Annotated in this window: 25 protein-coding genes; 19 read left to right on the top strand and 6 right to left on the bottom strand. The window is 58.0% G+C overall.

Translation table 11 applies throughout. The features are described from left to right. Position 1 precedes the first annotated feature (1 nt). The 7 genes from fabG (at position 2) to ABLV54_RS06520 (ending at position 8,093) form a co-directional block, all read left to right on the top strand. Positions 2-736, top strand: a complete 735-nt coding sequence (gene fabG, locus ABLV54_RS06550; RefSeq protein WP_050534237.1) for a 3-oxoacyl-ACP reductase FabG — start codon at positions 2-4, stop codon at positions 734-736. Positions 737-747: 11 nt separating this feature from the next. Then, complete coding sequence (locus tag ABLV54_RS06545) at positions 748-1,938, top strand: thiolase family protein (RefSeq protein WP_050534236.1); 1,191 nt, start codon at positions 748-750, stop codon at positions 1,936-1,938. A 135-nt stretch (positions 1,939-2,073) separates the two neighbouring features. Further along, a complete protein-coding gene (locus ABLV54_RS06540) occupies positions 2,074-3,411 on the top strand; it encodes an MFS transporter (protein ID WP_004105428.1) in 1,338 nt (445 codons plus the stop codon). A 13-nt stretch (positions 3,412-3,424) separates the two neighbouring features. Further along, positions 3,425-4,303, top strand: coding sequence for an SMP-30/gluconolactonase/LRE family protein (locus tag ABLV54_RS06535; RefSeq protein ID WP_050534235.1), 879 nt, complete (start codon positions 3,425-3,427; stop codon positions 4,301-4,303). A 76-nt stretch (positions 4,304-4,379) separates the two neighbouring features. After that, complete coding sequence (locus ABLV54_RS06530; RefSeq protein WP_072096701.1) at positions 4,380-5,750, top strand: MFS transporter; 1,371 nt, start codon at positions 4,380-4,382, stop codon at positions 5,748-5,750. 13 nt (positions 5,751-5,763) lie between these two features. After that, positions 5,764-6,939: a glycerate kinase gene (locus tag ABLV54_RS06525; protein ID WP_050534233.1), complete on the top strand. Its 1,176-nt coding sequence runs from the start codon at positions 5,764-5,766 to the stop codon at positions 6,937-6,939. Further along, entirely contained in the window at positions 6,936-8,093 is a 1,158-nt protein-coding gene (locus tag ABLV54_RS06520) for a sugar diacid recognition domain-containing protein (RefSeq protein ID WP_047720701.1), read from the top strand. Before ABLV54_RS06525 ends, ABLV54_RS06520 begins: the two co-directional genes overlap by 4 nt. 78 nt (positions 8,094-8,171) lie before the next feature. Here ABLV54_RS06520 and ABLV54_RS06515 read toward each other — a convergent pair whose 3' ends face one another. Next, complete coding sequence (locus ABLV54_RS06515) at positions 8,172-9,047, bottom strand: NAD(P)-dependent oxidoreductase (RefSeq protein WP_050534232.1); 876 nt, start codon at positions 9,045-9,047, stop codon at positions 8,172-8,174. A gap of 130 nt (positions 9,048-9,177) precedes the next feature. Next, positions 9,178-10,062, bottom strand: coding sequence for a LysR substrate-binding domain-containing protein (locus tag ABLV54_RS06510; RefSeq protein WP_050534231.1), 885 nt, complete (start codon positions 10,060-10,062; stop codon positions 9,178-9,180). A gap of 110 nt (positions 10,063-10,172) precedes the next feature. Between ABLV54_RS06510 and ABLV54_RS06505 the strand changes: the two genes are divergently transcribed. Next, a complete protein-coding gene (locus ABLV54_RS06505) occupies positions 10,173-10,925 on the top strand; it encodes a sulfite exporter TauE/SafE family protein (RefSeq protein WP_050534244.1) in 753 nt (250 codons plus the stop codon). Here ABLV54_RS06505 and ABLV54_RS06500 read toward each other — a convergent pair. After that, on the bottom strand, positions 10,922-11,620 hold the full coding sequence (locus ABLV54_RS06500; protein ID WP_004205898.1) for a UTRA domain-containing protein: 699 nt from the start codon (positions 11,618-11,620) through the stop codon (positions 10,922-10,924). The genes ABLV54_RS06505 and ABLV54_RS06500 overlap by 4 nt on opposite strands. Positions 11,621-11,887: 267 nt before the next feature. Here ABLV54_RS06500 and ABLV54_RS06495 point away from each other — a divergent pair, with 267 nt between their 5' ends. From ABLV54_RS06495 to ABLV54_RS06465, 7 genes are all read left to right on the top strand, one after another. Next, complete coding sequence (locus tag ABLV54_RS06495) at positions 11,888-13,426, top strand: PTS transporter subunit EIIC (RefSeq protein ID WP_048334843.1); 1,539 nt, start codon at positions 11,888-11,890, stop codon at positions 13,424-13,426. Between the two features lie 11 nt (positions 13,427-13,437). Beyond that, positions 13,438-14,766: a 6-phospho-alpha-glucosidase gene (locus ABLV54_RS06490; RefSeq protein WP_004205902.1), complete on the top strand. Its 1,329-nt coding sequence runs from the start codon at positions 13,438-13,440 to the stop codon at positions 14,764-14,766. Positions 14,767-15,508: 742 nt separating this feature from the next. Then, positions 15,509-16,954, top strand: a complete 1,446-nt coding sequence (locus ABLV54_RS06485) for a sugar porter family MFS transporter (protein WP_050534230.1) — start codon at positions 15,509-15,511, stop codon at positions 16,952-16,954. Further along, positions 16,944-17,387, top strand: a complete 444-nt coding sequence (locus tag ABLV54_RS06480; RefSeq protein ID WP_032452832.1) for a PTS sugar transporter subunit IIA — start codon at positions 16,944-16,946, stop codon at positions 17,385-17,387. Before ABLV54_RS06485 ends, ABLV54_RS06480 begins: the two co-directional genes overlap by 11 nt. Positions 17,388-17,816: 429 nt before the next feature. Then, positions 17,817-18,068 (top strand): hypothetical protein, encoded by a 252-nt coding sequence (locus tag ABLV54_RS06475; RefSeq protein ID WP_023289674.1) that lies wholly within the window; start codon positions 17,817-17,819, stop codon positions 18,066-18,068. A 12-nt stretch (positions 18,069-18,080) separates the two neighbouring features. Beyond that, positions 18,081-18,221: a hypothetical protein gene (locus ABLV54_RS06470; protein ID WP_023289673.1), complete on the top strand. Its 141-nt coding sequence runs from the start codon at positions 18,081-18,083 to the stop codon at positions 18,219-18,221. A gap of 188 nt (positions 18,222-18,409) precedes the next feature. Further along, complete coding sequence (locus ABLV54_RS06465; protein ID WP_050534229.1) at positions 18,410-19,345, top strand: alpha/beta hydrolase-fold protein; 936 nt, start codon at positions 18,410-18,412, stop codon at positions 19,343-19,345. Between the two features lie 33 nt (positions 19,346-19,378). Here ABLV54_RS06465 and ABLV54_RS06460 read toward each other — a convergent pair whose 3' ends face one another. Continuing rightward, on the bottom strand, positions 19,379-21,034 hold the full coding sequence (locus ABLV54_RS06460; RefSeq protein ID WP_049014122.1) for an EAL domain-containing protein: 1,656 nt from the start codon (positions 21,032-21,034) through the stop codon (positions 19,379-19,381). Positions 21,035-21,331: 297 nt separating this feature from the next. Between ABLV54_RS06460 and ABLV54_RS06455 the strand changes: the two genes are divergently transcribed. The 4 genes from ABLV54_RS06455 to ABLV54_RS06440 all read left to right on the top strand — a co-directional run bounded on the left by ABLV54_RS06455 (position 21,332) and on the right by ABLV54_RS06440 (position 24,380). Then, complete coding sequence (locus ABLV54_RS06455; RefSeq protein WP_004205912.1) at positions 21,332-21,580, top strand: hypothetical protein; 249 nt, start codon at positions 21,332-21,334, stop codon at positions 21,578-21,580. A gap of 291 nt (positions 21,581-21,871) precedes the next feature. After that, on the top strand, positions 21,872-22,090 hold the full coding sequence (locus ABLV54_RS06450) for a ParD-like family protein (protein WP_002904808.1): 219 nt from the start codon (positions 21,872-21,874) through the stop codon (positions 22,088-22,090). Continuing rightward, the gene (gene map / locus ABLV54_RS06445) at positions 22,071-22,853 is read left to right on the top strand and encodes a type I methionyl aminopeptidase (RefSeq protein ID WP_023289670.1); all 783 of its coding nucleotides are present in this window, start codon (positions 22,071-22,073) and stop codon (positions 22,851-22,853) included. The genes ABLV54_RS06450 and map overlap by 20 nt, the downstream gene beginning before the upstream one ends. 234 nt (positions 22,854-23,087) lie before the next feature. Next, a complete protein-coding gene (locus ABLV54_RS06440) occupies positions 23,088-24,380 on the top strand; it encodes a glycoside hydrolase family 10 protein (protein WP_044523014.1) in 1,293 nt (430 codons plus the stop codon). 16 nt (positions 24,381-24,396) lie between these two features. Here the strand turns inward: ABLV54_RS06440 and ABLV54_RS06435 are convergent, their stop codons facing one another. Continuing rightward, positions 24,397-25,719 (bottom strand): type II toxin-antitoxin system HipA family toxin, encoded by a 1,323-nt coding sequence (locus ABLV54_RS06435; RefSeq protein ID WP_050534228.1) that lies wholly within the window; start codon positions 25,717-25,719, stop codon positions 24,397-24,399. Then, the gene (gene hipB, locus ABLV54_RS06430; protein WP_023289667.1) at positions 25,719-25,985 is read right to left on the bottom strand and encodes a type II toxin-antitoxin system antitoxin HipB; all 267 of its coding nucleotides are present in this window, start codon (positions 25,983-25,985) and stop codon (positions 25,719-25,721) included. The genes ABLV54_RS06435 and hipB overlap by 1 nt, the downstream gene beginning before the upstream one ends. Positions 25,986-26,253 lie beyond the last annotated feature (268 nt).

Here is a 26,253-nt window from a genome sequence, read left to right as displayed (position 1 = left end):
TATGAAACTTGCCAGTAAAACCGCCATTGTTACCGGCGCCGCGCGCGGTATCGGCTTTGGCATTGCTCAGGTGCTTGCGCGGGAAGGCGCGCGAGTGATCATCGCCGATCGCGACGCGCACGGCGAAGCCGCCGCCGCGTCCCTGCGCGAATCGGGCGCACAGGCGCTGTTTATCAGCTGCAATATCGGTGAAAAAGCGCAGGTCGAAGCGCTGTTTTCCCTGGCCGAAGAGGCGTTTGGCCCGGTGGATATTGTGGTGAATAACGCCGGAATCAACCGCGACGCCATGCTGCACAAACTCTCCGAAGCGGACTGGGACACGGTGATCGATGTCAATCTGAAGGGCACTTTTCTCTGTATGCAGCAGGCCGCCATCCGCATGCGCGAGCGCGGCGCGGGCCGCATTATCAATATCGCTTCCGCCAGCTGGCTTGGCAACGTCGGACAAACCAACTATTCGGCGTCAAAAGCCGGCGTGGTGGGAATGACCAAAACCGCCTGCCGCGAACTGGCGAAAAAAGGCGTCACGGTTAATGCCATCTGCCCGGGCTTTATCGATACCGATATGACGCGCGGCGTCCCGGAAAACGTCTGGCAAATCATGATCAACAAAATCCCTGCGGGCTACGCCGGGGAAGCGAAAGACGTTGGCGAGTGCGTGGCGTTTCTGGCGTCTGACGGCGCGCGCTATATCAACGGTGAAGTGATTAACGTCGGCGGCGGCATGGTGCTGTAAGGAGAAAAACGATGACACAGGCTAATGATATTGTGGTTGTCAGCGGCGTCCGTACCGCTATTGGCACGTTTAACGGCAGTCTTAAGCATACCCACCAGCATGACCTCGGAGCAGCGGTCATTCGCGAAGCGATCGCCCGCGCCGGACTTGCGCCGCAGGATATCGACGAAACGATCGTCGGCAACGTCGGGCAAATCGCCGAAAGCGGTTTTATCGCCCGCATCTGTCAGCTGCGGGCGGGGATCCCGCAGGAGAGCGCCGCGTATTCGGTGAACCGCCAGTGCGGCTCCGGACTGCAGGCCCTGGCGGACGGCATGATGCAGCTGCAAAGCGGCCAGGCCGAGGTGGTCGTCGCCTGCGGAACGGAAAATATGACCCAGCTGCCCTACTACCTGCGCAAAGCGCGCGATGGCTATCGCATGGGCCACGGCGAGCTGGAAGATGGGCTGATCTCTATCCTTACCTGGCCGGAAGGGCCTTATCACAACGGCATCACCGCGGAAAACGTCGCGCAACGCTTCGGCATTACCCGCGAAGAGATGGACGATTTCGCCTGGTCGAGCCAGCAAAAGGCGCTGAAGGCGATCGCCGAGGGTCGCTTCCGCGAACAGATCCTGGCCCTTGAAGTGCCGGACGGCAAAAAAGCAACCCGCCTGTTCGCGACCGATGAACACCCGCGCGACACCCCGCGTGAAAAACTCGCCACGCTGCGTCCGGCCTTTAAAGCCGATGGCATGGTGACGGCGGCAAACTCATCGGGCATTAACGACGGCGCGGCCGCCCTGGTGTTGATGACCCGTCAGCAGGCGGAAAAACGCGGCTTAACCCCGCGCATGCGTATTCGCGGCTGGGCGGTCGCCGGCTGCGGCGCGGAGATTATGGGGTTTGGCCCCTCTCCCGCCACCCGACGCCTGATGGACCGTCTCAATATGGATGTTCACGCCATCGATTTAATTGAACTCAATGAGGCCTTCGCCGCCCAGGCGCTGGCGGTGATGAACGATCTGCGTCTCGATCCAGCCCGCGTTAACGTCAACGGCGGCGCGATCGCCCTCGGCCACCCGGTGGGCGCCAGCGGTGCGATCCTGCCGGTCAAACTGATGTATGAAATGGCGCGCAGCGGCGCGCGCACCGGTCTGGTCACCATGTGCATCGGCGGCGGCCAGGGGATTTCTATGCTGTTCGAGCGCGAAGGCGCTTAGGGAAAGACGGCCCGAAGTGGGGCTTCGGGCCGGGCGTCGTTCGGGTCAGCACCCGGCGACAACCTGTGAGCTGACGAACGGGATCGTCTCGATCCCGGCAAGGCTTCTGACCACGAATACGGGGAAATAATAACCATGTCCGCAATAAATGAAAAGGCGGTAAACGGGACGCCGCTACAGCGCACCCATAAAAAGATCTACCGCCATTTGATGCCGCTGCTTATCGTGGCGTACATCATCAGCTTTATTGATCGCACCAATATTGGCATGGCGAAAGCGACCATGTCGGTGGATATCGGCCTTTCCGCAACCGCATTCGGCCTCGGGGCCGGGTTGTTTTTTCTCACTTACGCGGTGCTGGAGATCCCCAGCAACCTGTTTTTAACCCGGATTGGCGCGCGGCGCTGGATCGCCCGCATCATGATCACCTGGGGGATCATCTCCTGCGGTATGGCGTTTGTCACCGGGCCTACGTCCTTTTACGTGATGCGCCTTTTGCTCGGCGCTGCCGAAGCGGGGCTCTATCCGGGCATTATTTACTACCTGACCCTCTGGTTTGGCCGCGAAGAGCGCGCTAAAGCCACCGGTCTGTTCCTGCTGGGGGTCTGCCTGGCCAACATTATCGGCGCGCCGCTGGGCGGTTTGTTATTAAGCCTTGATGGCATGTCCGGCTGGCACGGCTGGCAGTGGATGTTCTTTATCGAAGGGCTGCCCGCGATAGCGCTGGCTTTCGTCGTCTGGCGCAGACTGCCGGATAAACCCGCCGACGCCCGCTGGCTGGACAGCGACGACGTGCAGGCTATCAACGCGGTACTGGAGAAAGAAGCCGAGGAGACGCGCCATACGCCAAGCCGATTTTCCCTGAAAACCGCGCTCACCACCCGGGTGTTTTTGTTACTGGTGCTGATTTACTTTACCCATCAGTTTTCGGTTTACGGCCTGAGTTATTTCCTGCCGGGGATCATCGGTAGCTGGGGCCAGCTTACTCCGCTGCAGATCGGTCTGCTGACCGCCATCCCGTGGATCGCAGCCGCCGCTGGCGGGATCCTGCTGCCGCGTTTCGCCCGGACGGAACAGCGTTCGCGCAGCATGCTGATGGCCGGATATCTGGTCATGGCGACCGGCATGGCGATTGGCGCGATTGCCGGCCACGGCGTGGCGCTGCTTGGCTTCTCGCTGGCCGCCTTCATGTTCTTCGCCATGCAATCCATCATTTTTAACTGGCTCCCCTCGATCATGAGCGGGCATATGCTGGCGGGCAGCTTCGGCCTGCTTAACTGCCTCGGGCTGTGCGGGGGCTTTCTCGGGCCGTTTATTCTCGGCGCGTTTGAGGATCGCACCGGCGCGGCAACGTCCGGCTTATGGTTCGCCGTCGCGCTACTGATCATCGGCGCGCTGGTGTCTCTGTTCATCAAAAGTTCGTCATCCCCTGGCAGAGCATCGGCAAAACAAGCCGGCGGCGAAAAAGCGTAATCAGGAGGTCCTTATGCGCATTGAAGTGTTACTGGATTTAAAAACTCGACTCGGCGAAAGCCCGGTCTGGGATGTCGAACAGCAGCGTCTTTGGTGGGTGGACAGCCTTGACGGGCGCCTGTTCGCCTGCAACGCGCAGGGCGGCGCGATTAAGAGCTGGGACGTGCGGCAGAAAATTGGCTCGTTCGCCCTGCGCCAGAACGGCGAAGGCGCGGTGGTGGCGCTCCAGAATGGCGTGCATCTGCTCGACTTCGCCAGCGGCGAGCTGACGCTGCTGCACCATCCGGAAGCGGACCGGCCCTTTAACCGGCTCAACGACGGCAAAGTCGATCGTCAGGGACGTTTTCTGTTCGGATCGATGGATATGCGTGAAGAGGAGCCGAGCGGCGCGCTATATCGCCTGGACGCCGATCTGTCACTACACGTGCTGAAGAAAAATATCATCGTCTCTAACGCCCCCTGCTGGAGCCCCTCTGGCGAGACGTTCTATTTTGCCGATACCTGGACGGGCGAAATCTGCGCCTGGGACTACAACACCGCGACCGGCGATCTCTCCGGTGAACGAGTCTTTTGCCGTGTCGATAGCAGCGAAGGCGGCGCGGCGGATGGCGCCACCGTGGACAGCGAAGGCTATCTGTGGAACGCGCTGGTCTACGCGGGCAAGCTGGTGCGCTACACGCCGGAGGGCAAGATCGATCGCATCATTGAGATGCCGGTGAAAAAAGTGACCAGCGTTATGTTCGGCGGCGAAAACCTCGACGTGCTGTACGTCACCTCCATGGCACAGCCGCCCCTGCCGCGCTTCCCGGAAGACAATCAGCTGCGCGGTAGCCTGTTCGCCATTTACGACCTGGGCGTGACCGGCGTAGCAGAACGGCGTTTTGCCGGCTAAACGAACCACCGGTTCGCCGCGATAACAATAATACCCGGCGAACTGACTCTGACCCTGACACCAGGCGGCGCGCAGCATGCTGTCGCGACGCCGCGGAGTAAACACGACTATGACAACAATCAATCACACACCTGCCGGCGAACAACGTGGGAAAAAGCGGCTGATACATCGTTTCTCCTGGGTTTCGCTACTGGTTTGCTGGCTAATCTGGGTGCTCAACGCCTACGATCGCGAGATGATCCTGCGCCTTGGCCCGGTCATCTCTAAGGAGTTCTCGCTCTCCCCGGAACAGTGGGGCAATATCGTCGCCCTGATCATGGTAGCCCTTGCGGTACTGGATATTCCCGGCTCCATCTGGAGCGATCGCTACGGGTCTGGCTGGAAACGAGCGCGCTTTCAGGTACCGCTGGTGCTGGGCTATACCGCCCTCTCTTTTCTTTCCGGTATTAAAGCGATCAGCCACGGGCTGACGGCCTTTGTGCTGCTGCGCGTTGGCGTCAACCTTGGGGCCGGCTGGGGCGAACCCGTCGGCGTCAGCAACACCGCGGAGTGGTGGCCGAAAGAGAAGCGCGGCTTTGCGCTGGGGGTGCATCATACCGGCTATCCGATTGGCGCGCTGCTGAGCGGCGTGGTGGCAAGTCTGGTGCTTTCCGCATTTGGCGAAGGCAGCTGGCGCTACTGCTTCCTGCTGGCGCTGATCGTCGCCATCCCTCTGATGATCTTCTGGGCGAAATATTCTACCGCCGACCGCATCAACACGCTTTATCAGCATATCGACAGCCAGGGGTTGACGCGCCCGGCGACGCAGGAAAGCAGCCATGTCGCCAAAGGCGAAGGGATGAAGACCTTTTTACGCACCCTGCGCAACCGCAATATTTCGCTGACGGCGGGCAATACCCTGCTGACGCAAATCGTCTATATGGGCATAAACGTTGTGCTGCCGCCGTATCTTTATCATGTCTCCGGCCTGTCGCTGGCGGCATCCGCTGGCCTTAGTATTATCTTCACGCTTACCGGTACCCTGGGGCAGATCATCTGGCCCTGGCTGTCGGATAGCTTTGGCCGTAAACGAACCCTTATCGTCTGCGGTCTGTGGATGAGTATCGGCATTGCGCTGTTCTATTTCGCCACCAATATGCCGCGCCTTATTGCCATTCAGCTATTTTTTGGCCTGGTGGCCAACGCCGTGTGGCCTATCTACTACGCCATGGCGTCGGACTCCGCTGAAGAGCGCGCCACCTCGACCGCCAACGGCATTATCACCACGGCGATGTTTATTGGCGGCGGCATTTCGCCATTGCTGATGGGCTGGCTCATCCAGTTCGGTGGGGGCTGGGGAAATCCGGCAGGGTATATTTACGCCTTCTTTACCATGGCGGGATGCGCCCTGCTGGGGATGTTATTGCAGCTCATGACCATCGATAAAACGCCGCGTAAAGCGCATTAATTCAGGAGAACGCATGAAGATTGTTATCGCGCTGGATTCGTTTAAGGGGAGCTGTAGCGCGCAGGCCGCCTGCGCAGCGGTAGCACAGGGTTTGCGTCGGGTAGACAAGGCGCTGGAACTGGTCGAAATGCCCGTCTCGGACGGCGGAGAGGGTCTGCTCTCAACCCTGGCGGAAAGTCCGCTGCTGAAGGGGGCGAGGTGGCAACAGCAGCGCTGTACCTCGCCTTATGGTCCCTCCGTGCAGGCGGATTTTCTGATCCTGCCCGGCGAGCGGGCCATTATCGAGATGGCGCAAAGCTGTGGGCTGGAACTGACGCCGCAGGCGCAGCGGGATGTGCGTCAGGCCAGTAGCTACGGGCTGGGGGAACAGGTAAAAGCGGCGCTGGACGCCGGGTGTCGGCATTTAATTATCGGCCTGGGTGGTAGCGCGACCAACGATGGCGGCATTGGTTTTGCCCAGGCGCTTGGCGCACGATTCTGGCGTAAGGACGGCACCCTGCTGCCGGTTCCCGCGGCGGGTCAGGACCTGACGCATATTCAGCGCATCGATTTGAGCGAACTGGATCCGCGTTTACACCAGGCCGAAGTCCAGGCCTCCTGCGACGTCTCGAACCCTCTGCTTGGCGAGCATGGCGCCACCTGGGTGTATGGCGCGCAGAAAGGCGCGGACGAGGCGGCGCTCAGTGAGCTGGAGACGGGAATGGCGCATTATAGCCAGCTGCTTACGCAAACCCTCGGGTTCGACGTCAGCGAACGGCCCGGCGCCGGGGCCGCGGGCGGTATGGGCGCTGCGCTTATCGCCTATACCGGCGCCACGCTGCGTCCGGGCATTGACCTGGTGCTGGAACTGCTTAACGCCGACGGCCATCTGCACGATGCCGCGCTGACGATCGTTGGTGAAGGATGGCTCGATCGACAGAGCGCCTTTGGTAAAGCCCCGGTGGGTGTGGCGGGTAAAGCGGCACGCCACGGCGTACCGGTTGTTGCCCTTTGCGGCGGGCGCGATGAGAGCAGCCGGCAATTATATCAACACCATATTGACGCCATGTGGTCTATCTGCCAGCGCCCTATGCCGCTGGCGGAGTCGATGAACACCTGCGAACAGCTCCTCGCCGACGCCGCGGAAAATGTACTACGAACCTTTCTGAGCGGGCGGCGCGGAGAGGCACCTGAGCGGAAAACGGTATGATTATTACGACAGCGCTGGCTAATGAAATTGTCGCCCGGGCAATGGCGATAATTCATCATAACGTGAACGTGATTGACCATCATGGACAGATCATTGCCTCAGGTGAACGGCATCGTATCGGCGAGCAGCATGAGATCGCCCGTGAGGTGATACGTACCGGTAAACGCATTTGTATTAACAACACCGCGGAAGCCGCGCGTTTCCAGAATGTGCATCCCGGTATTAATCATCCCATTATCTATGACGATCGCGTGGTGATGGTGGTGGGCATCAGCGGCGATCCCGCAGCGATCAGCCGCTATGCTGAACTGGCGGTACTCACCGCCGAGCTGCTGGTCCGCCAGGCCATAGAGATGCGGGAAACCAACTGGCGACAGCGTCTGCGCGATACCCTGTTTGGTCAATATCTTGATCAAGGCGCTTCGCCCGCCGGACAGGAAGCGCTTCATCGCCTGATGGAGCTTGGCTTCGCTTTTGATGCGCCGCTGGTGCCGGTCGTGGTGACCGTGCAGGTTGAACAGCATCAGCTAAGCGAAATACTGAGTACGCTGCTGCGAGAATTCTCGCAGTTGGCCGGGGTAAGAGACGTCATTTTGCTGGGCAGCAATGAGATCCTGATCCTCAATACGCTGAGCGAATCCCAGGAAACGCTGCTGCGGGGCATCGAGTTTGTCCTCAGCAATCAGATCAGCCATTACCATATCGGCATTGGCGTGCAGGCTGACAGCGCTCCGGATATTCGCGAGGCCATCCGATTCGCCCGTTCGGTGATTGAGGTCGGGAGCAAAGTACAGCCGCAGCGGCAGATCTACTACTTTCGCGAAATGGCGATGCTCTGCCTGTTCCGGGTGCTGGAAGACAGCTATATGGTCAATTTTTTTATCAATAACGTACGCCAGCTGCTTGAGCATGATTCCGGCGAAGTGCTGCTGGATACCCTCAGCAGCTTTATTGCCAATAACGCCGAGCCGGGAAAAACGTCGCTGCTGTTGGGGATTCATCGCAATACGCTCACCTACCGGCTGCAGCAGATTAAAAAGCATATTCAGCTCGATCCGATGGTTTTCACCGACCTGACGCAGCTGGCGGTGTCTGTACACTGCTATCGTCGGCAGAACCCGCGCCAGAGCGAATGGATTGATACCTTAAGCTAACGTGCGGTAGATTCGAATTGATGCCCCATCCTCAAGGATAAGTGGCCGCCGAGGCCACTTTTTCCTGAGGGCGCTACACTATGCTTTCGCCGACGTCGACAGCCACTGATATATCGAGGACAGATCCTGCCCGGCAAATCCCGCATCCGCCGCCTGCTGCCACAGTTCGGCGATGTTATCCAGTCCCGGCATGGTGTGCGGCTCGGACAGGGACAAGGCCAGCCGGGCATCTTTCAGCGCATGCGCCAGCTGCATCTGCGGCGCGAATTGCTCATTGGCGATGGCGTCCAGTTTGACTTTGACATAGGGCGCCGCCAGCGGTCCGCCCTCCAGGGCGCTCCACAGCTGGTCGGGGGTAAAGCCCAGCGTCTTCGCCAGCTGTGCGCTTTCCGCGATGCCCTGCATCATCGCAATCAGCCAGGCATTGAGGACCAGCTTCATTTTCTGGCTGTTGCCCGCCTCGCCAAACCACTGCGTCCCACGTGAGATAGCGGCAAATACCTGTTCCGCCGGGCTACACTTTTCACGATCTCCGCTGGCGAGCACCAGGATCTGCGCCTTCTCCGCCGGGGCTTTGGTCCCTGAAACCGGGGCATCGACGAAGGTCATCGCCGGCTGACGCTCCCGCAACAAAGCGATAGCCTCCTGGGTCTCCGCCAGGCCGATGGTGCCCATCTGGCAATAGATCGCCTGCGGCTGACAGGCAGGCGCTATTTGCGCCAGTACCTGCAGGGTAGCCTGACCATCGGCGAGCATACTGATGATCACCTCGGCATCGGCCACCGCCTGCTGCGGCGTGGCGTGCAGGGATAATCCCTGCGCCTGTAAATCCTCGCCGCGCGCTGGCGAACGGTTCCAGCCCGCGACGGTAAAGCCCTTCTTCAGCAGATTGCTGGCAAAAGCGTGTCCCATGGCGCCGAGTCCCAGCACCGCGACTTTTGGTAATGTACTCATCTTGTCTGTCCTGATTCGCGTGTTAATAAATGGCGGACGTCTACTATCGCATCTCTGGCACGGATGTCAGTAGCAATAACCGCCCTATAAAGTGACACTGTCACTATATGATAGCCACATTTATCGCGGCTCAGGGCTGGCGGAGCCACTCCAGCAAGCGGCGCATCGCTGGCGACAGGCGTTCGTCATCCTGATAGCACAGGCACAGCCGACGCAGCGCCCAGCGATCCTGCAATGTGATAACGGCGAACCGGTAGCGAGGCAGGTAGCGTTCAGCAATAACGCGCGGCAGGATCGCCGCGCCGGCGCCGTGAGCCACCATCTCGCAAAGCCCTTCAAAATGGCTCATCCTGATGCGGACGTTCAGCGCCTGGCCAAGTCCGGCGGCCTGCTCTTCGATATGCTGCTGCAGGGCGCTGGTCTGATAGAGCGCGACCAGCGGCTCATGGATGATCGTTGCGAAAGCCACCTCGGCGGCGTCACTCAAGGCATGGGCCGGCGGCACGATCAGCACCAGGGGATCCTCCGCGACGGGCTCCAGGCGCAACGGCCCGGGGTCGACCGCATCGGACACCACCCCGGCCTGCGCCACGCCAGCCAGAATGCTGCTGACAATATCCGCGCTGGTGCGCTCTTCGGTGTCGATCTGTATCCCGGGATGCGCGGTCATCCACGCGGCGAGCTTGCCCGGCAGAAAAGCCGACATCGCCGAGGTATTGGCAAACAGGCGCAGCGTGCCCTGCTGACCGCGGGCGAAGGCGTGCATCGCCTGGCGCAGACGCCGCTGCTGCTCTAACAACGGACGCGCATGGCGCGCCAGCACCTCCCCGGCCTCGGTCGTTGTCACCCCCCGGGCATGACGGTGCAGCAGCGGCACACCGACCTCCGCCTCCATTTTGCGCAGCCTTTCGCTGGCGGAGGCCAGCGCCAGATGGGCCGCCGCCGCCCCGCCGGTAATGCTGCCGCTATCCACGATGGCGATAAACAGTCGCAGATCGGCGAGATCCAGTCGCATAAGCCCTCCTTTCCCTTCGGTTTTACCGTAGCCTGCGGGCAACATACCGCATTGTCCACCCGGCGACCAGCTGTTTCAATGCCCTTCTCTGAGCCGATAAGTGAGCCATGATGTTTGATCTTCACACTCTCTGTTTACTGCTGATCTTTATCGCCGCCGGGCTGGTCAAAGGGGTGACCGGTATGGGACTGCCCACCGTGGCGATGGGCCTGCTTGGCCTGCTGATGCCGCCACCGGCCGCGGCGGCCCTGCTGGTGCTCCCCTCGCTGTTAACCAATCTCTGGCAGCTGCTGGCAGGCCCCGCGCTGGCGCAGATTGCGCGTCGCCTCTGGTTAATGATGACCGGGATGATTATCGGCACGCTGGCGGGGTCGTCACTGCTCATCCACCTGAACCCGCGGTGGTCGGCGCTGACGCTGGGCGCCGTGCTGATAGTTTATGCCGGATACGCGCTCCGTGGTCCGGCGGTGCAGGTTTCCGCCCGCGTGGAAAAGCGCCTGTCGCCGCTGATGGGCGGACTGACCGGACTGATCACCGGGGCGACCGGGGTGTTCGTTATTCCGGCGGTGCCCTGGCTGCAGGCGCTGGGCTTTCGTCGCGACGAGCTGGTCCAGGCCCTGGGACTGTCGTTCACCCTCTCCACTCTGGCGATGGCGGCCGGCCTCTCCCTGCACGCTGGCTGGCGCGCAGAGTCGCTGCTGCTGTCGGCGCTGGCGCTGTTGCCCGCGCTGCTCGGCATGTGGCTGGGACAGCGGATCCGCTCGCGTCTCAGCCCGCAGCGCTTTCGTCAGGGCTTTCTGTTGTTCCTGCTGGCGCTGGGGCTGGAGCTTGTCCTCCGGGGGCTGCTGGGGAGATCGGCCTAGCGGCGGGTAATGTGCTTCACATTGTATTTACTGGTGTTCTGGTAGATCTCTGAGAAATCAACGATCGCCCGGTTCTGGGCGTAGCTGACAGACTGCACCCGTAGCAGGAGACTGTTAGGCGCCACCTGCAGCAGCTCCGCCTGCTCGCGGGTCGCCAGCACCGGCGTATAGCTGCGGTGGCTCTCGATAATGGTGATATGGCACTCTTTTTTGAAATAGTTGAACTTAGACTGCTCAAGGTTACCCACGCTGAGCCACGGAAAAGCGGCGTACGGAATGTAGCTGTTCTCCACCAGGATCGGGACCTCATCAATCAGGCGCAGCCGCCTGACGTAGTAGACTTTCTCTCCCGGCTGGATCTTTAACTGCTGGGCAATGGCCGGCGGGGCGTCAAGCAACGTGAACTCAATGACCTTATTACGGTAGTTGGTGACCCCCACCACCTGCATCTGGTAGTTAAACCCCTCCAGCTCGCCGCCATGATAGTTACTCTTACGCACAATGCAGGTTCCGCTGCCGTGCCGTCGGGCGATCAGCTTTTCCTCCTCCAGTAGCGCCAGCGCTTTGCGCAGCGTCATCACCGAGACCTGCAGCTCCGCAGCCAGCGCTTTTTCGCTGGGCAGCATATCCCCGACGGCGTAGTCGTCGCTGTTGATACGGGCCTTCAGTTCGGTGGCAATCTTTTTATAAATCACTTTTAGATGTCTCGTTGAGATGGAGGGTGTGGAAAAGAATGACAAATAACGCATTGTATTTACAGATAATAGTTAACTTTTACGCGAAAGATTAGACGTTAACTCATCTATAAAAATGGCTATATTTATATATCTCTCCTGCAACAATATATATGACTTTCGTCACAGATGGCCTTTTTCCTGCTCGGGATCCCGGTGGTCTGCTCCTAGTCTGATAAGCCTATTGATCAGGTGATGACAGCGGGCTATGAAGACGAGAGGACAACCATGATTGGCGTGAAAAAGCTTCAGGACTTTTCCAAGGCGATGATCGGGCCGGTGCTGTATCTGCCGGCTATCGGCCTGTTGATCGCCCTGTTCAGCATGACCACCAACCGGCTGTGGGTGGATGAAAGCAGCGGGATCTATCTGTTAGGGAAATTCGTCTCCAGCATGCTCTGGGCGCTGATGAACAATCTCGGGTTTCTGTTCTGCCTCGGGCTGGCAAGCGGTCTGGCGAAAACCCGCAAAGCCGAAGCCGCTTTCGTGGCGGCCATGACCTGGCTGGTCTACCTGGCGGCGAACAACAGCTGGCTGACCCTGACCCATCGCCTGGCGACCGGGGCCACCAACGCGCAACTGTATGGCAGCGGACAAACCTACATCTTCGGTTTTCAGGTTATCGATATGGGCGTGTTCCTCGGTATTATCCTTGGCTGCGCTGTCGCCTTTGTACACAATCGCGTGGTCGGCATCGAATTTCGCGGCGCGCTGTCGATCTACGGCAACAGCAAGCTGGTGCTGATTGTGATGCTGCCGCTGGTGGGCCTGTTTGCTATCGCCACCGTCTATCTCTGGCCGGTGGTGGAGTTGGGCATCTCGGCGCTGACCGGCTTTATGAAATCATTTGGCGCCATTGGGGTCTTCCTGTACGGCTTTCTCAACCGGTTCCTGATCCCCACCGGGCTGCATCATCTGATCTGGTCGCCGTTCGTCTTTACCTCTATCGGCGGTCAGTTGCTGATTGATGGCCAGACCGTCATTGGCGCCAAGCCCATTTTCCTCGCCGAAATCGCCCGTCATCCCGTTGACGCGCTCAGTGATTCCGCCCGCTTTTTAACCTATGGGATGGTGAAGATTTTTGGCACCGCCGGGATGGCGCTCGCCTTCTACCGCACGGCGAAACCGGAGAATAAACAGCGACTCAAAGTCACGCTGATCCCCTTAATTGTCACCTCAGTGCTGGTGGGGATCACCGAACCGTTTGAGTTTCTCTTTATCTTCACCGCCCCGCTGCTGTGGCTTATCTACTCCCTGCTGGACGGTTTCTTCCAGATGCTGGCCTGGCTGCTTCACGTGCGGGTCTGCGCCACAAACGGTCTTATCGATTTTGTCGTCTATAACCTGCCCGCCGGCGCCAGCGTGACGCGCTGGCCGGTATTTGTCCTGCTCGGCCTGCTGGAAACCGCCACCATGTACCTGGTCGGCACCTTCTGCATTACCCGCCTGCGAATGCTTACCCCGGGGCGCGAAGCCGCTGCCGATGCGGCGTCTTCCCCACAGACGGATCAGGCGCATGGCGATTCAGACAAAGGCGCGCTGGTGATTGCGGGGCTGGGCGGTAAAGAGAATGTTTGTACGGTGGAAAACTGTTTTACCCGTCTGCGGGTCGATGTGCGCGACCCCGCGCTCATCCAGCAGACGCTGTTGAAAGAGAGCGGCGGGAGCAGCGTGCTGATTAAAGGCAATCATGTCCAGGTGATCTATGGCCTGGGGGTTAACAAAATTCGAACGGCGGTCAACGCCAGTCTGGGTGTAACTGAATAACGAGGTGGTAAATGAAAGATAACTTTGTGGTCACGATTGCCGGCGGCGGGAGTACCTACACGCCAGGGATTGTCATGATGCTGCTGGAAAATATGGCGCGCTTTCCCCTGCGGGAGATCCGTCTGTACGATAACCATCACGAGCGTCAGAAGACCATCGGCGACGCCTGCGCCATTCTGGTGGCTGAACGCTTCCCGCAGGTGAAGTTCAGCTATACCACCGATCCGCAGGCGGCCTTCACCGACGTTGATTTTGTGATGGCGCATATTCGCGTTGGCCTGTATGAGATGCGGGAAAAGGATGAAAAGATCCCGCTGAAATATGGCGTGCCGGGCCAGGAAACCTGTGGGCCGGGGGGGATCGCCTACGGTATGCGCTCGATTGCCGGCGTACTGGAGCTGGTCGATTATATGCAGCAGTACGCCCCGGGGGCGTGGATGCTCAACTACTCCAACCCGGCGGCCATCGTCGCGGAAGCGACCCGTCGCCTGCGTCCCGACGCGCGCATTATCAACATCTGCGATATGCCGGTGGCCATCGAGGGGCTGTTTGCCGACATCCTCGGTCTGCCGTCCCGCAAGGCACTGAACGTCCGCTACTACGGCCTGAATCATTTTGGCTGGTGGACCAGCATCACCGATAAAGCCGGTAACGACCTGATGCCGGCGCTGAAGCGTCACGTGGCGGAGCAGGGTTACAGTAGCCCAAAAGAGGATTTTCAGCATAAGGCGCCGAGCTGGATCGAGACCTTTAAAAAGGTGAAGGATGTGTTTGCCCTTGATCCCCTGACCCTGCCTAACACTTACCTGAAATACTACCTCTACCCTGACTACGAGGTGGCGCACTCTGACCCGGACTTTACGCGGGCCAACGAGGTGATGGCCGGACGTGAAAAAGAGGTCTTCGATATGGCCCGGGAGATCACTCGTCGCGGCACCGCGGAAGGCGCGCATTTCCATGCCGGGGCCCATGCCACCTTCATCGTCGACCTCGCCTGCGCCATCGCCTTTAACACCCAGGAGCGGATGCTGTTGATCGTGGAAAACAACGGGGCGATCGCCAACTTTGACGAGACGGCGATGGTGGAAGTCCCCTGCCTGGTGGGCGTCAACGGCCCGGAACCGCTGGCGATGGGAAAAATCCCTTCGTTCCAGAAAGGACTGATGGAGCAGCAGGTGGCGGTGGAGAAGCTGGTCGTTGACGCCTGGATTGAGAAAAGCTACCAGAAACTGTGGCAGGCCATCACCCTGTCAAAAACGGTGCCCAGCGCCGCGGTGGCGAAAGCGATTCTCGATGAGCTGATCGTCGCCAACGAAGGTTACTGGCCCGCGCTGCACTGATTTTTTGCCACAACCCTGCCGTGAGAGCCCCTCTCGGCAGGGTTATCGCCGGCATCCATCCCGCGATACCTCCTTCCATAGCCTCCCTCAGCGCCAACGCGTCAATGGCCTGCGCGACGCCAGGCCAGACTGACATCACAGCATCGCCAGCCACTATTTTCCCTGAACAGAGTAATGAAATATAAATTCTATTCTTCGATATTATGGCGTAAAAATGTGATCTGCGTTGTATTCTCTACGTTACATTAACCCACTGAAAACAACATCATTATTACTAGCTCGCAAATTTAACCCGCATTTCATAGGGATATACTGCCGCATGCCATTGTGATTGGCTTCATGTATTTACCTTCCTGCAACACCGATTTGAAATTAAATTTTCATAATGTGATCTTGTAGCATGCTCATTCCATTTCTTTGTGCCATATTCTTAGCACGGTAAATCGCCGGAACGACAGCAACGTGCCACACCAGGGCGCTGTCCTGCGGCCAACGTCGGCGCTGCCGACGCACTGAAGACCGCTAACCCGAAAAGGAGAACGGATATCGACGACATCCATGCCAACACCAAGCCGTAAACCTCTTTGACCGCCATTGCTTAGCGTACCCTGCCTTGTGCTGAGCAATTACACAAAGAAGAAAATCATTTAATTCAGTTAGATACGACAACACAGGCGTGATAAATCCTGACTGGGGAGATGTATTTTTATCTTGTGTCGTTCAACAAAATAAAGGGACTACCATGTCATTTATAACAAACCTGAACCAGCAACAGAGAAAACGACTTCATCAGATCACCTTAGTGGCCACCTTCGGCGGCCTGCTTTTCGGTTACGACACCGGCGTTATCAACGGCGCCTTTTCCTCACTGAAGCAGTACATGGCGCTGACCCCGACCACCGAAGGGCTGGTAATGAGTGTCCTGCTGATCGGCGCCGCGCTGGGCAGCGTGTTTGGCGGTAAGTTCGCCGACTACTTCGGCCGGCGCAAATACTTGCTCTTCCTCTCCTTTGTTTTTCTTATCGGCGCCCTGCTTTCCGCCGCGGCTCCCGATATCACTACCCTGCTGATTGCCCGCGCCCTGCTGGGCTACGCCGTCGGCGGCGCCTCGGTCACCGCCCCCACCTTTATTTCTGAAGTGGCGCCCACCGAGATGCGCGGCAAGCTGACCGGCCTGAATGAAGTCGCCATCGTTATCGGCCAGCTGGCGGCGTTTGCCATTAACGCGATCATTGGCATCATCTGGGGCCATCTGCCGGACGTCTGGCGCTATATGCTGTTAGTGCAGGCGATCCCCGCTATCTGCCTGTTTGTTGGTATGTGGCGCGCGCCGGAAAGTCCGCGCTGGCTGATCAGCAAAAACCGCCACGAAGAAGCGCTGCATATTCTCAAACAGATCCGCCCGGCGGAACGCGCACAGAAAGAGTATGACGACATCTCCACCCTGATCAAAATTGAAGCCGGCAATAAGTACAGCACTCAGAACACCTTCACCACTATCCTCACAACGCCATGGATCCTCAAAATTTTGCTGGTGGGCATTACCTGGGCCGCACTGCAGCAAACCACCGGGGTGAACGTCATTATGTATTACGGTACGGAAATCCTGAGTGCCGCCGGCTTCTCAGAGCGTACCTCGCTGATCTGTAACGTGCTGAACGGTGTCTTCTCCGTCGGCGGTATGCTGATTGGCGTGCTGTTCCTTGTCGACCGCTTCAAACGTAAGACGATCATCATCTACGGCTTCGCCATTATGGCCACGCTGCATCTGATTATCGCCGCGGTCGACTACACCCTGGTGGGCGATCTGAAAGCCACCGCTATCTGGCTGCTGGGCGCGCTGTTCGTCGGCGTGATGCAGGGCTCGATGGGCTTTATCACCTGGGTGGTATTAGCCGAGCTGTTCCCGCTGAAATTCCGCGGACTGTCGATGGGGATCTCGGTATTTTTCATGTGGATCATGAACGCGGTAGTCAGCTACCTGTTCCCGCTGCTGCAGGCGAAACTGGGCCTGGGGCCGGTCTTCTTCATCTTCGCGGCCATCAACTATTTGGCGATTCTGTTCGTGGTGTTCGCCCTGCCGGAGACCTCCAATAAATCGCTGGAGCAGTTAGAAGCAGAGCTGTCAGCGAATCATGAGGATAAAAAATCCACTCGTCTCACCAGGGAGGTTGGCTATGATCGATAACATCACGCTGGATAATCTGCACATCGGCTGCAAGGCCAGTAATAAAGCGGAAGTCATCGCCATGATTGGCGCGGAGTGTAAAGCCAAAGGCTATGTCAATCAGGAGTGCGTTCACTTTCTGCTGGAGCGTGAACATCAGGTTTCCACTTTTTTGGGCAATGGCATCACCCTGCCGCATCTGCCGAAATCAGCGACGGATATCATCCTCAAAACCGGGATCGAGATCTTTCAGTTTCCTGATGGCGTTATCTGGGATCGCGGCAACGTGATGTTTATTGCCATTGGCGTGATTGCGAAAGAGAAAGAGCATATTGACGTGCTCAAAGAAATTGCCTCGATATTCAGCGATGAGCTGATCGCGAATGCGCTGTCATTAATCTCTGACAAAAATGACTTCCTGAAGATCCTCCAGCATAACGCGCTGCCCCATTAAGTGCGCCACCGGCCGGGGCGCTGCCCCCGGCCTTTCCATTTATTGGTTTGGCAGCAAACAGACATTGCGAAAAATCTAATTTTCCCCGTTATCACGTCAATCACAATAATAACCGGGGAAATTAACGCATATTAAATTGCTATCAAATCTATTTATTATGCGACAGTCCTTGTTTGACACACCAAAAGCATCAATAAAAACAGAACATTAAGTATTTAAACAGTGTTTTACCCTCTGTTTTGTCAATCAGGCCGCGAGTACCATGCGCCAGTAATTCCTGCGCTATCCCATTAGTTTTGATTTATATCAATACCTCTTCCATGGTTAAAATGCATTTTACAGCGCGATTATTTTGGCAAGGTGTATACGACATTGGTTTTACGATTTGGATATTTATTTAGCCGGCCCGCAAGCCTGTGGGGATGGCTGATGTGTAACGCGCTTAACGGTATCGCGATCGTCCTTTGCTTTCGCGGGATAAGCGTCGTGACAGGCTATCGTCAAGCGGTCTGGCAGGTCATCATCACGCTGGCTATTATTATATCGACCTGGTATAGCGCTAATTATTTCGCCGCCCTGGAAGCGCGGCGCGACAGACGACGCTTTCTGCTGCTGGCCTGGGTGGTCATGACCATTCTGTTGAATTTCATTCACCTGAGCGGTGGTGAATACCGTTATTAAAGGAGCATGCCCATGACGCTGGCGATGCTGTGGGTACTTATCACTCACCATAAAGGGCTCGCGCTCTTGCTGGTCGTGATAATTGCACTGCTGTTTATTGCGCTTACCCCGCTGGTCAAAAAACTGCTGAGCACCCTTCACGATCGTTCCTGACCTTTCTCCCATAGCCGCCAACAGGCGGCTATCTCTCCTCCTGATGGACTGAATCCGCCACCAGCCTCAGCGGCATGCCACCTGCTACTGCGCGCATAAAAAGAAATGAGAACCATTATCAATGAAGCTATGCTAACGTGTCAGCCCACGCAAAACGCCAGATGAGAGAAAACAGGGGGACAGACGAGGTGAAGCAGGATTCAGGGATCATCACAGCGCGGCAGACGCACGGATTGCTGACGCTGGCGATAGGCGCGCTATTTTACAGCAGCGGCAGTTTCGCCCGGCCGGATCTGCAGCCGCTGGGACCGAATATTGCGGATAAAGGGTCAGCTTTCTATCATTTTACCCAGCGCCAGTACGACTCTGCCGATGGCGAACGCCATTACCGGGTGTGGACCGCGGTGCCGGATAAAGCGCCGCCGGCCGCCGGTTACCCGGTGCTGTATATGCTGGACGGCAACGCGGTGATGGATAAACTCAACGACGCGTTTCTGCAACAGCTCTCCGCCGGTTCCCCGCCGGTCATCGTCGCTATTGGTTACCAGACGGCGCTGCCCTTCGATACCGCCGCCCGGGCCTGGGATTACACTCCGCCGCTGAAGGCGCATGAACCTCGCGCCGGGAAAACCGCGCTGCCGCCGCGAAAAACCGGGGGCAACTATCTGTTTCGTCAGCTGCTGAGCGAAACGATGGTTCCACAAACAGAAGCTAACCTGAAAATCGATCCCCGCCAGCGCGCTATCTGGGGCCACTCTTACGGCGGACTGTTTGTACTCGACGCGTGGCGAAACCACTCCCTTTTCAGGATCTACTATTCTGCCAGCCCGTCGCTTGGCCAGGCGCAGACGTCTCCCCTGAAGGACACCCAGCCCCTTGATGCCACCGCGTTTACCGGGACGTCCCTGTATCTGCTGGAAGGCGACGGAAAAGCCGCTGGCGAGCCCTCCGGGCATGAAGCCTCCCTGGGCGTACTGCGTCAGACCCAGCAGCAGCTGGCCAGCAACGGTCTGACGGTGCAATTCTGGCGCTACCCTGGCCTGACGCACGGTCAGATGTTCGAGGTCTCCCTGCGCGCGGCGCTGCTGCACCTTTCCGGGCAGCCTACGTTAGCGCATCAGTAACGATCCCGCGCCCACCAGCCAACGGCGGGTGCGTTAATTCTGCCGTGGCAGATGTTTAACATCGACCGGCTCGCCGAACAGAAAGCCCTGCATTTCGTCGCATCCCTCTTCTTCGAGGATTTGCCGTTGCCCTTCGGTTTCTACCCCTTCGGCGATAAGCGGGGTATTGATTGAGTTGCCCAGCGAGATAATCGCCCGCACGAACGAGCGAACCTGAGGATTGCTCTCCACATCCTGCATAAAGCTACGGTCGAGCTTGATGACGTCGAAATGAAAATCGCGCAGCATGCTCAGGGAGGAGTAACCGGTGCCGAAATCATCCAGCGCAATACTGATGCCCATCTTTTGCAGATGATGCAGCACGCTGAACGCCAGCTGTTTATTGATGATAAACGCCGTCTCCGTCACTTCAAATTCCAGCAGGCTAACCGGATAAGCGGTTCGCATCAGGATCTCGCGGACTTTTTCGATAAAGCTGCGGTGACGCAACTGTACCGGTGAGATATTGACTGAGATTTTTTTATTCAGCCGATTATCCAGTGATTCGCTGCACACCTGCTCCAGTACCCAGTAGCCTAATGGCACAATAGCGCCACTCTCTTCGGCGATGGGAATAAACACCTCCGGCGGGATAGCCCCCAGCTGCGGATGCTGCCAGCGCAACAGCGCTTCATAACCGGTGATGCGACGATCTTTAATGTTGCGGATCGCCTGATAGTGAAGCGAAAACTCCCCCGCCTGAATACCGCGGCGGATGTCGGCGGCCATCATATTCCGCTGCCGCGTCTTGTCGTCCATCTCACGTTCGTACCAGCAAATCTTGTGGTCGAGACTGCTCTTTGCCCGATACATGGCCAGATCGGAATTGCTCAGTACCGTATTAATATCCGTCCCGTCCTCCGGGTAGACGGAGATACCTATGCTGGCGGAGAGGATCACTTCCGTCGCGGCAAACGTCTGCTTACCGCTGAAGCAGTGCCAGAGACGGGTGGCAAAGGCGTCCACCTCGCTTTCATCGGCAAAAGGTTTGACGGCCACAAACTCATCGCCGCCGAAGCGGGCGACCATCTCCTCCTTCTGCAGCGTTTTCAGCACGGCGCCTGCCACGCGCTGCAGCAGCTGATCGCCAATAAGATGGCCCTGCAGATCGTTAATCTCTTTAAACTTATCTAAATCGATGGTGAAAACGGCAAAGCGGCGGGCGTCATTACCGGTGATCAGCTTTTCCACCCGCTCAAAGAACTCCACCCGATTGGGTAAACCGGTCAGCGCATCGTAGCGCGCCATCCACGCGATGCGGTCATTGATCGCCTTCTGTTCGCTGATGTCGCGGGTAATTTTGGCAAAGCCCAGCAGGTTATGTTGTTCATCGCGGATGGCATCGATCATGACATGCGCCCAGAACCGGGAGCCATCTTTACGATACCGCCAGCCTTCGCCTTCAAACTGGCCGCTACGCAGGGCAATTTGCAGATTTTTTGCCGGCACCCCGGAGAGCTGTTCGGCTTCGCTATAGAAGAGACCGAAGTAGCGACCGACGATCTCGTCGCTCAGGTACCCTTTTGCCCGGCGGGCGCCCTCGTTCCAGCTGATGACCGTCCCGTCGGCGCTCAACATATAGATGGCATAATCTTTAACACTTTCAATAAAGTGGCGATAGGCAATATCCGTCAGGTGATCGTTACTCATGGTACAGCGCTCTCTGTGGCTCGGTCGTGGCAAAACGCATTAGATATAACAGAATCACGCCCATAATGAATACAAGGTTAAGGTGTTTTATGGTCGCCTTTCCGGCCCGGGCATGCGCCGACCGCGCGGTGCACACGCCTGTTAAGCGTAGTGGACCTGGCCATCTTCGGAAGTGACAAACTCGGCGATTTTCACACTTAGGTCGCCCACTAATAGTTACTTTTGTTGATTAAAAAGTTTGATTGAAAGAATAAATAAAAGGAGTAATGTTAATAATACTTTCTATGGAGGTTAAATATGTTGCGTGATTATTTAAAAGTGGAAAAAGAAGATCGTCTGGTTGAACAACAGAGTCGTCATGACAATAGTCAGCATTATTCTTCGGTGACCGAATGGGTTATTTTAAGTAAAGATGGCCAGCGTAAAGGTCGGGTATCCCTGTTTGACCGCTTCACCACCCGCCGCTCCTGGAGCGACAGCTTCCGCATTACGCAGTTCGATAATGCGGGTAAAGTGGTGGTGGATAAACTCACTGACGCGCTGTAAACCCCCCGGATTCCCGGCCTGACGGGAGAATATTCATACGCAAAATTAACACCTGCATAAAATATATTGATGCGTCGCCATCATGTTATTTTCATTCCGCATACTGATAACCTAATGGGTAATTTACGCCATGGTAAACAGCGCGAATTTTTAACCCGAACACATGCTGAAAAATAAGCCCGCCGGTCGGGCTTTTTTGCATGGTGTTCGCCGCCCAGGCCACAAAATGCCAGGGACATCCCGCGCTGGATGGTATACGATACATATACGAATCATATATGGGTTGTTGCTATGGGAATCGTCAAAATCTCCGATCTGCTGCACGATGACATTCGTGATGCCAGCAAAGCCATGTCCCGCTCCGTCAATGCGCAGGCGGAATACTGGATCCGTCTGGGCATGATGAGCGAACTCTACCCCGAGCTTAACCACCAGCAGATCAAACTGCTGATGCTGAAATCCGGCTCTGACCGTCTGCTGGAGGTGATCAATGCCATCAATAATCATTAAAACCGCCGATGAGCTCGCGCGCCAGCGTCATGCCGGCCAGCTGCTGGCATCGGTGTTTGCCATGCTGGATACCTTTATCGTTCCCGGCGTGACGACGATGGAAATCAACGATCGAGTGGAAGATTTTATCGTCAACCAGCTGCACGCCCGCCCTGCCAGCAAGGGGCAATACGACTTTCCCTATGTGTTGAACACCTCGATTAACGACGTGGTCTGCCATGGGATCCCCAAGGCGACCGAGCATCTGCGCTCCGGGATGATCGTTAACGTCGATATTACCCTCGAGAAAGCGGGCATGATCGCTGACTCCAGTAAGATGTACCTGATAGGCGACGTTTCCCCGCTGGCCCGCCGGCTGGTAAAGACCACCTATGAAGCGATGTGGAAAGGCATTGAGGTGGTGAAACCTGGCGCGACGCTGGGCGACATCGGCCATGCCATTCAGCGCTGGGTCGAGGACCATGGCTACAGCGTGGTCAGAGAATACTGCGGTCACGGCGTCGGTCAGGAAATGCATGAAGAGCCGCAGGTGCTGCACTACGGCAGGCCCGGGGAAGGCGCCGTGCTGCGGGAAGGCATGGTATTCACTATTGAACCGATGGTGAACCAGGGCGACAGTCGTATCAAGACCAAAAAGGATGGCTGGACGGTGGTCACCCGCGATAAAAAACTCTCCGCGCAGTGGGAGCACACCGTGGCGGTGACCGCCAACGGTTTTGAGGTACTGACGCTGCGCGACGACGAGCAGTCGCGGATCCGCTGAGTTACCTGTTCGCTTTGCCGAGGCGCCCATAACGGATAATCCTGCCCGGGGCCGGGAATGCTGAGGTACCTTCTGGCGGGGCAGCCCGACTGACGCCTCTCTCTTGATGGCCGCAGTCCGAACAAGGAATTGCTCTGACCGGCGAATCGTAAGAGAATAGCGCCTACACGCGACGATCTGATTACACGGGAGTTCATCATCAGCCATTCTCGTCGATTCCCCTTAGCCAGCAAAGTGGCGCTGGCAGGCGCGGCGCTCATCGCCGCCGGCATGCTGTTCAGCTGCACCAGTAAGGCCCCGAAATCCCTCGTCACGCCGCCGAAGAGCGCGGCCGTTAAAGCCGGTCAGACGCACCGGGAGCCGGTACGCGGCGTCTGGCTGACCACCGTCTCGCGCCTTGACTGGCCGCCGGTCGGGTCGATTATCGCCAGTACGCCGGAAAGCCGCATCACGCAGCAGAAGCTGGCGCTGATCGCCAAACTCGATAATCTGCAGCGCCTGGGGATCAACACCGTCTTTTTCCAGGTGAAACCGGACGGTACGGCGCTCTGGCGGTCGGATATTCTACCGTGGTCCGATATGCTGACCGGCAAAATCGGCGAATACCCCGGCTACGATCCGCTGCAGTTTATGCTGGATGAAGCGCACAAGCGCGGCATGAAGGTTCACGCGTGGTTTAACCCTTACCGCGTCTCGGTCAACACCAAACCGTCGACCATTGCCGAGCTGAATAACACCCTCACTCAGGTACCGGCCAGCGTGTTTGTCCTGCACCGTAACTGGATCCGCACCGCCAGCGACCGCTTTGTTCTCGACCCGGGTATTCCCGAAGCGCGTGACTGGATCACCAGCATCGTCGCTGAAGTGGTGCAGAACTACCCGATTGACGGCGTGCAGTTCGATGACTATTTCTACACCGAAACCGCCGCTTCCCCGCTTAACGACAACGAGACCTTCCGCCGTTACGGGCAGGGCTATGCCTCGAAGGGCGACTGGCGGCGGCATAACACTCAACAGCTTATTGCCCAGGTCTCCGCGACCATTAAAAAACTCAATCCGAACGTCGAGTTTGGCGTAAGCCCGGCCGGGGTGTGGCGCAACCGCTCCCACGATCCAGCGGGGTCTGATACCCGTGGCGCGGCCGCCTATGATGAATCCTATGCCGATACCCGCAGCTGGGTGCAGCAGGGACTGCTCGACTACATCGCCCCGCAGATCTACTGGCCATTTGCCCGCGATGCGGCGCGTTATGATGTGCTGGCCAACTGGTGGGCCGAGGTGGTTAAGCCCACGCATACCCGGCTGTATATTGGCGTGGCGCTGTACAAGGTGGGTGAACCGTCCAAAAATGAGCCTGACTGGACGGTGGATGGCGGCGTGCCGGAGCTGAAAAAGCAGCTCGATCTCAATGAGTCCCTGCCGCAGATCCAGGGCACCATCCTGTTCCGCGAAAACAACCTCAATCAGCCGCAGACCCGCCAGGCGGTTAACTACCTGCGCAGCCGCTGGGGGCAGCCGCAGAGCTAACCGCCACTCGGCTTCGCTATCGCGCCTGCAGCCCTTGCTGCAGGCGGGCGTGCAGTTTCAGCATGTTCTCCGTGATCGCCCGCCAGACGTGGGCGGAAAAGTCCGCCGGCAGCGTCCGGCGGGCGCTTTCGATGGCCTGCGGCACGCGGTCGGCAAACTCGTCAAGGATCGCCAGCATCTGATCCCGGGGAAAGTTAACCGCTTTGGCGGTCGCCAGAAAATGACGCGGATAGATGGCGTTAATCTCCGTTTTCCGCCCTCGGGTGGCGTTGAGCCCCATCGACAGCTTCAGGTCGCGCAGATGCAGTCCCGTCCCTCCCAGCACCGGAAATGCCGAAATAATGTCGTAGAACGGCGTGAGCCGGTAGCTGCCGCCGGGCAGCAGAAAGAGCGAGAAATTCTTCGCATGCCCGTCCGTTGCCCCGGTTAGCCACTGGAACACCATGAACTTCATAAAGTCATAGCGATCTTTCAGGGCTTCACTGGAGCCCAGCAGAAAGGTCATGATCGCGGCGATACCCGGCCCGCCGTCAGACTCGTATTTCATCGACGACGGGATGCCAAATGCCTGACACAGATCCTCTTGTGGCAGCCGCAGCAGCACGCGCCCCTCCTGCGCCCAGCGCCGGTCGAAGCGGGTCACCGCCAGCGCACGGATCCGCGGGGTGGTGATAATCTCCGCCTCCGGCACCGCCAGGCCCAACGCCCTGGCCAGCGCCAGGCACAGATATTCGTTATCCACGCTTTCACGCAGATCCAGCGTCGCATTGGGCTGTTTTATCTCGCCAATGGGCAGTTTAATGATATGGGTGGTCGGGGTGGTGCCCTGCGGAATACACCAGTGCTCGCCCATTCGCAGCAGCGCGGTTTTCTCCTGGGCGCCGGCCACCGAGATACGAAAATCGTCCTGGCCGGTCACCATCCCGAGCGGAATATCCGACTGGTAGGCGGTCAGCAACGCGGTCAGTTGCGCCCCATCCAGCGTCTGCCAGCGCAACGCTGCAAGATGCGCCTCTTCTCCCGGCGGCAGCAGAGTCACCGCCCCTACGCTATCCCGGCCGACCTCGGCCAGCAGATCGAACGGCTGTTTCGAGCGCGCCTGATAGCGCCTGACGATCCGGTCGCGGACCTGTGGGCTGTCGGGCAGCAGGTTATCAAAATAGTGATACACCGCGTCGGCGGTGATATTGCCATACTGCAGCGGCAGCGAGAGGGAGAGCGGCCTGGCGCGCGGGCTGCGCAGCCACTCGTCATCATAGCGGAAACTGTGCGCCCCGTTGGCCTGGCGGGTTAAGGTTCCCACGCGCACATTGTTCATCCAGGTGGTGAGCGTCGCCATTACCAGTCCAGATCCGTGGTGTTATCGGGGGCCGTCGCCGTCTCGGCCGGCTTGGCGTTCAGGGTCATCACCACCCCCAGCGACTGGAGGATCTTGAACAGGGTGGTCAAGGTGGTTTTGTCCGGGTGATTTTCAAAATTGGACAGCGTCGCCTGTTTAATGCCGATCCGGCTGGCCAGCGCCTCCTGAGTCCAGTGATTTTGCTGGCGCAGCAGTTTCAGGTAATTGGCCAGCTGAACGGGACTGTATATCTGCGGGGAATGCATCGCTTGTTCCTCACCATCGTTTATCCCCCTATCGGGATAAATCTGCTTTTATACCCTACAGGGGATAATGTCAAGATTATCCCCTGGTGGGGATAGGAGTATAATTATCCTTGTGTGGGGATAAAACAGGAAGAATGGTGGCCGGAGACACCTTTACATGCCCGGTGGCGGCTGCGCCTTACCGGGCCTACAAGCTGTCTCTGCCCGCTCCGCAACGATCCAGGCCGGGCAAGCGCAGCGCCGCCCGGCAACGGGCAGCCGGCTCTGT

Origin of the sequence: Klebsiella sp. JB_Kp042 (assembly GCF_040065275.1) — a bacterium.
Lineage (GTDB): Bacteria > Pseudomonadota > Gammaproteobacteria > Enterobacterales > Enterobacteriaceae > Klebsiella > Klebsiella quasipneumoniae.
Note: the sequence above shows the minus strand (reverse complement) of the source record. Positions and strands in the feature narration are given on the sequence as shown.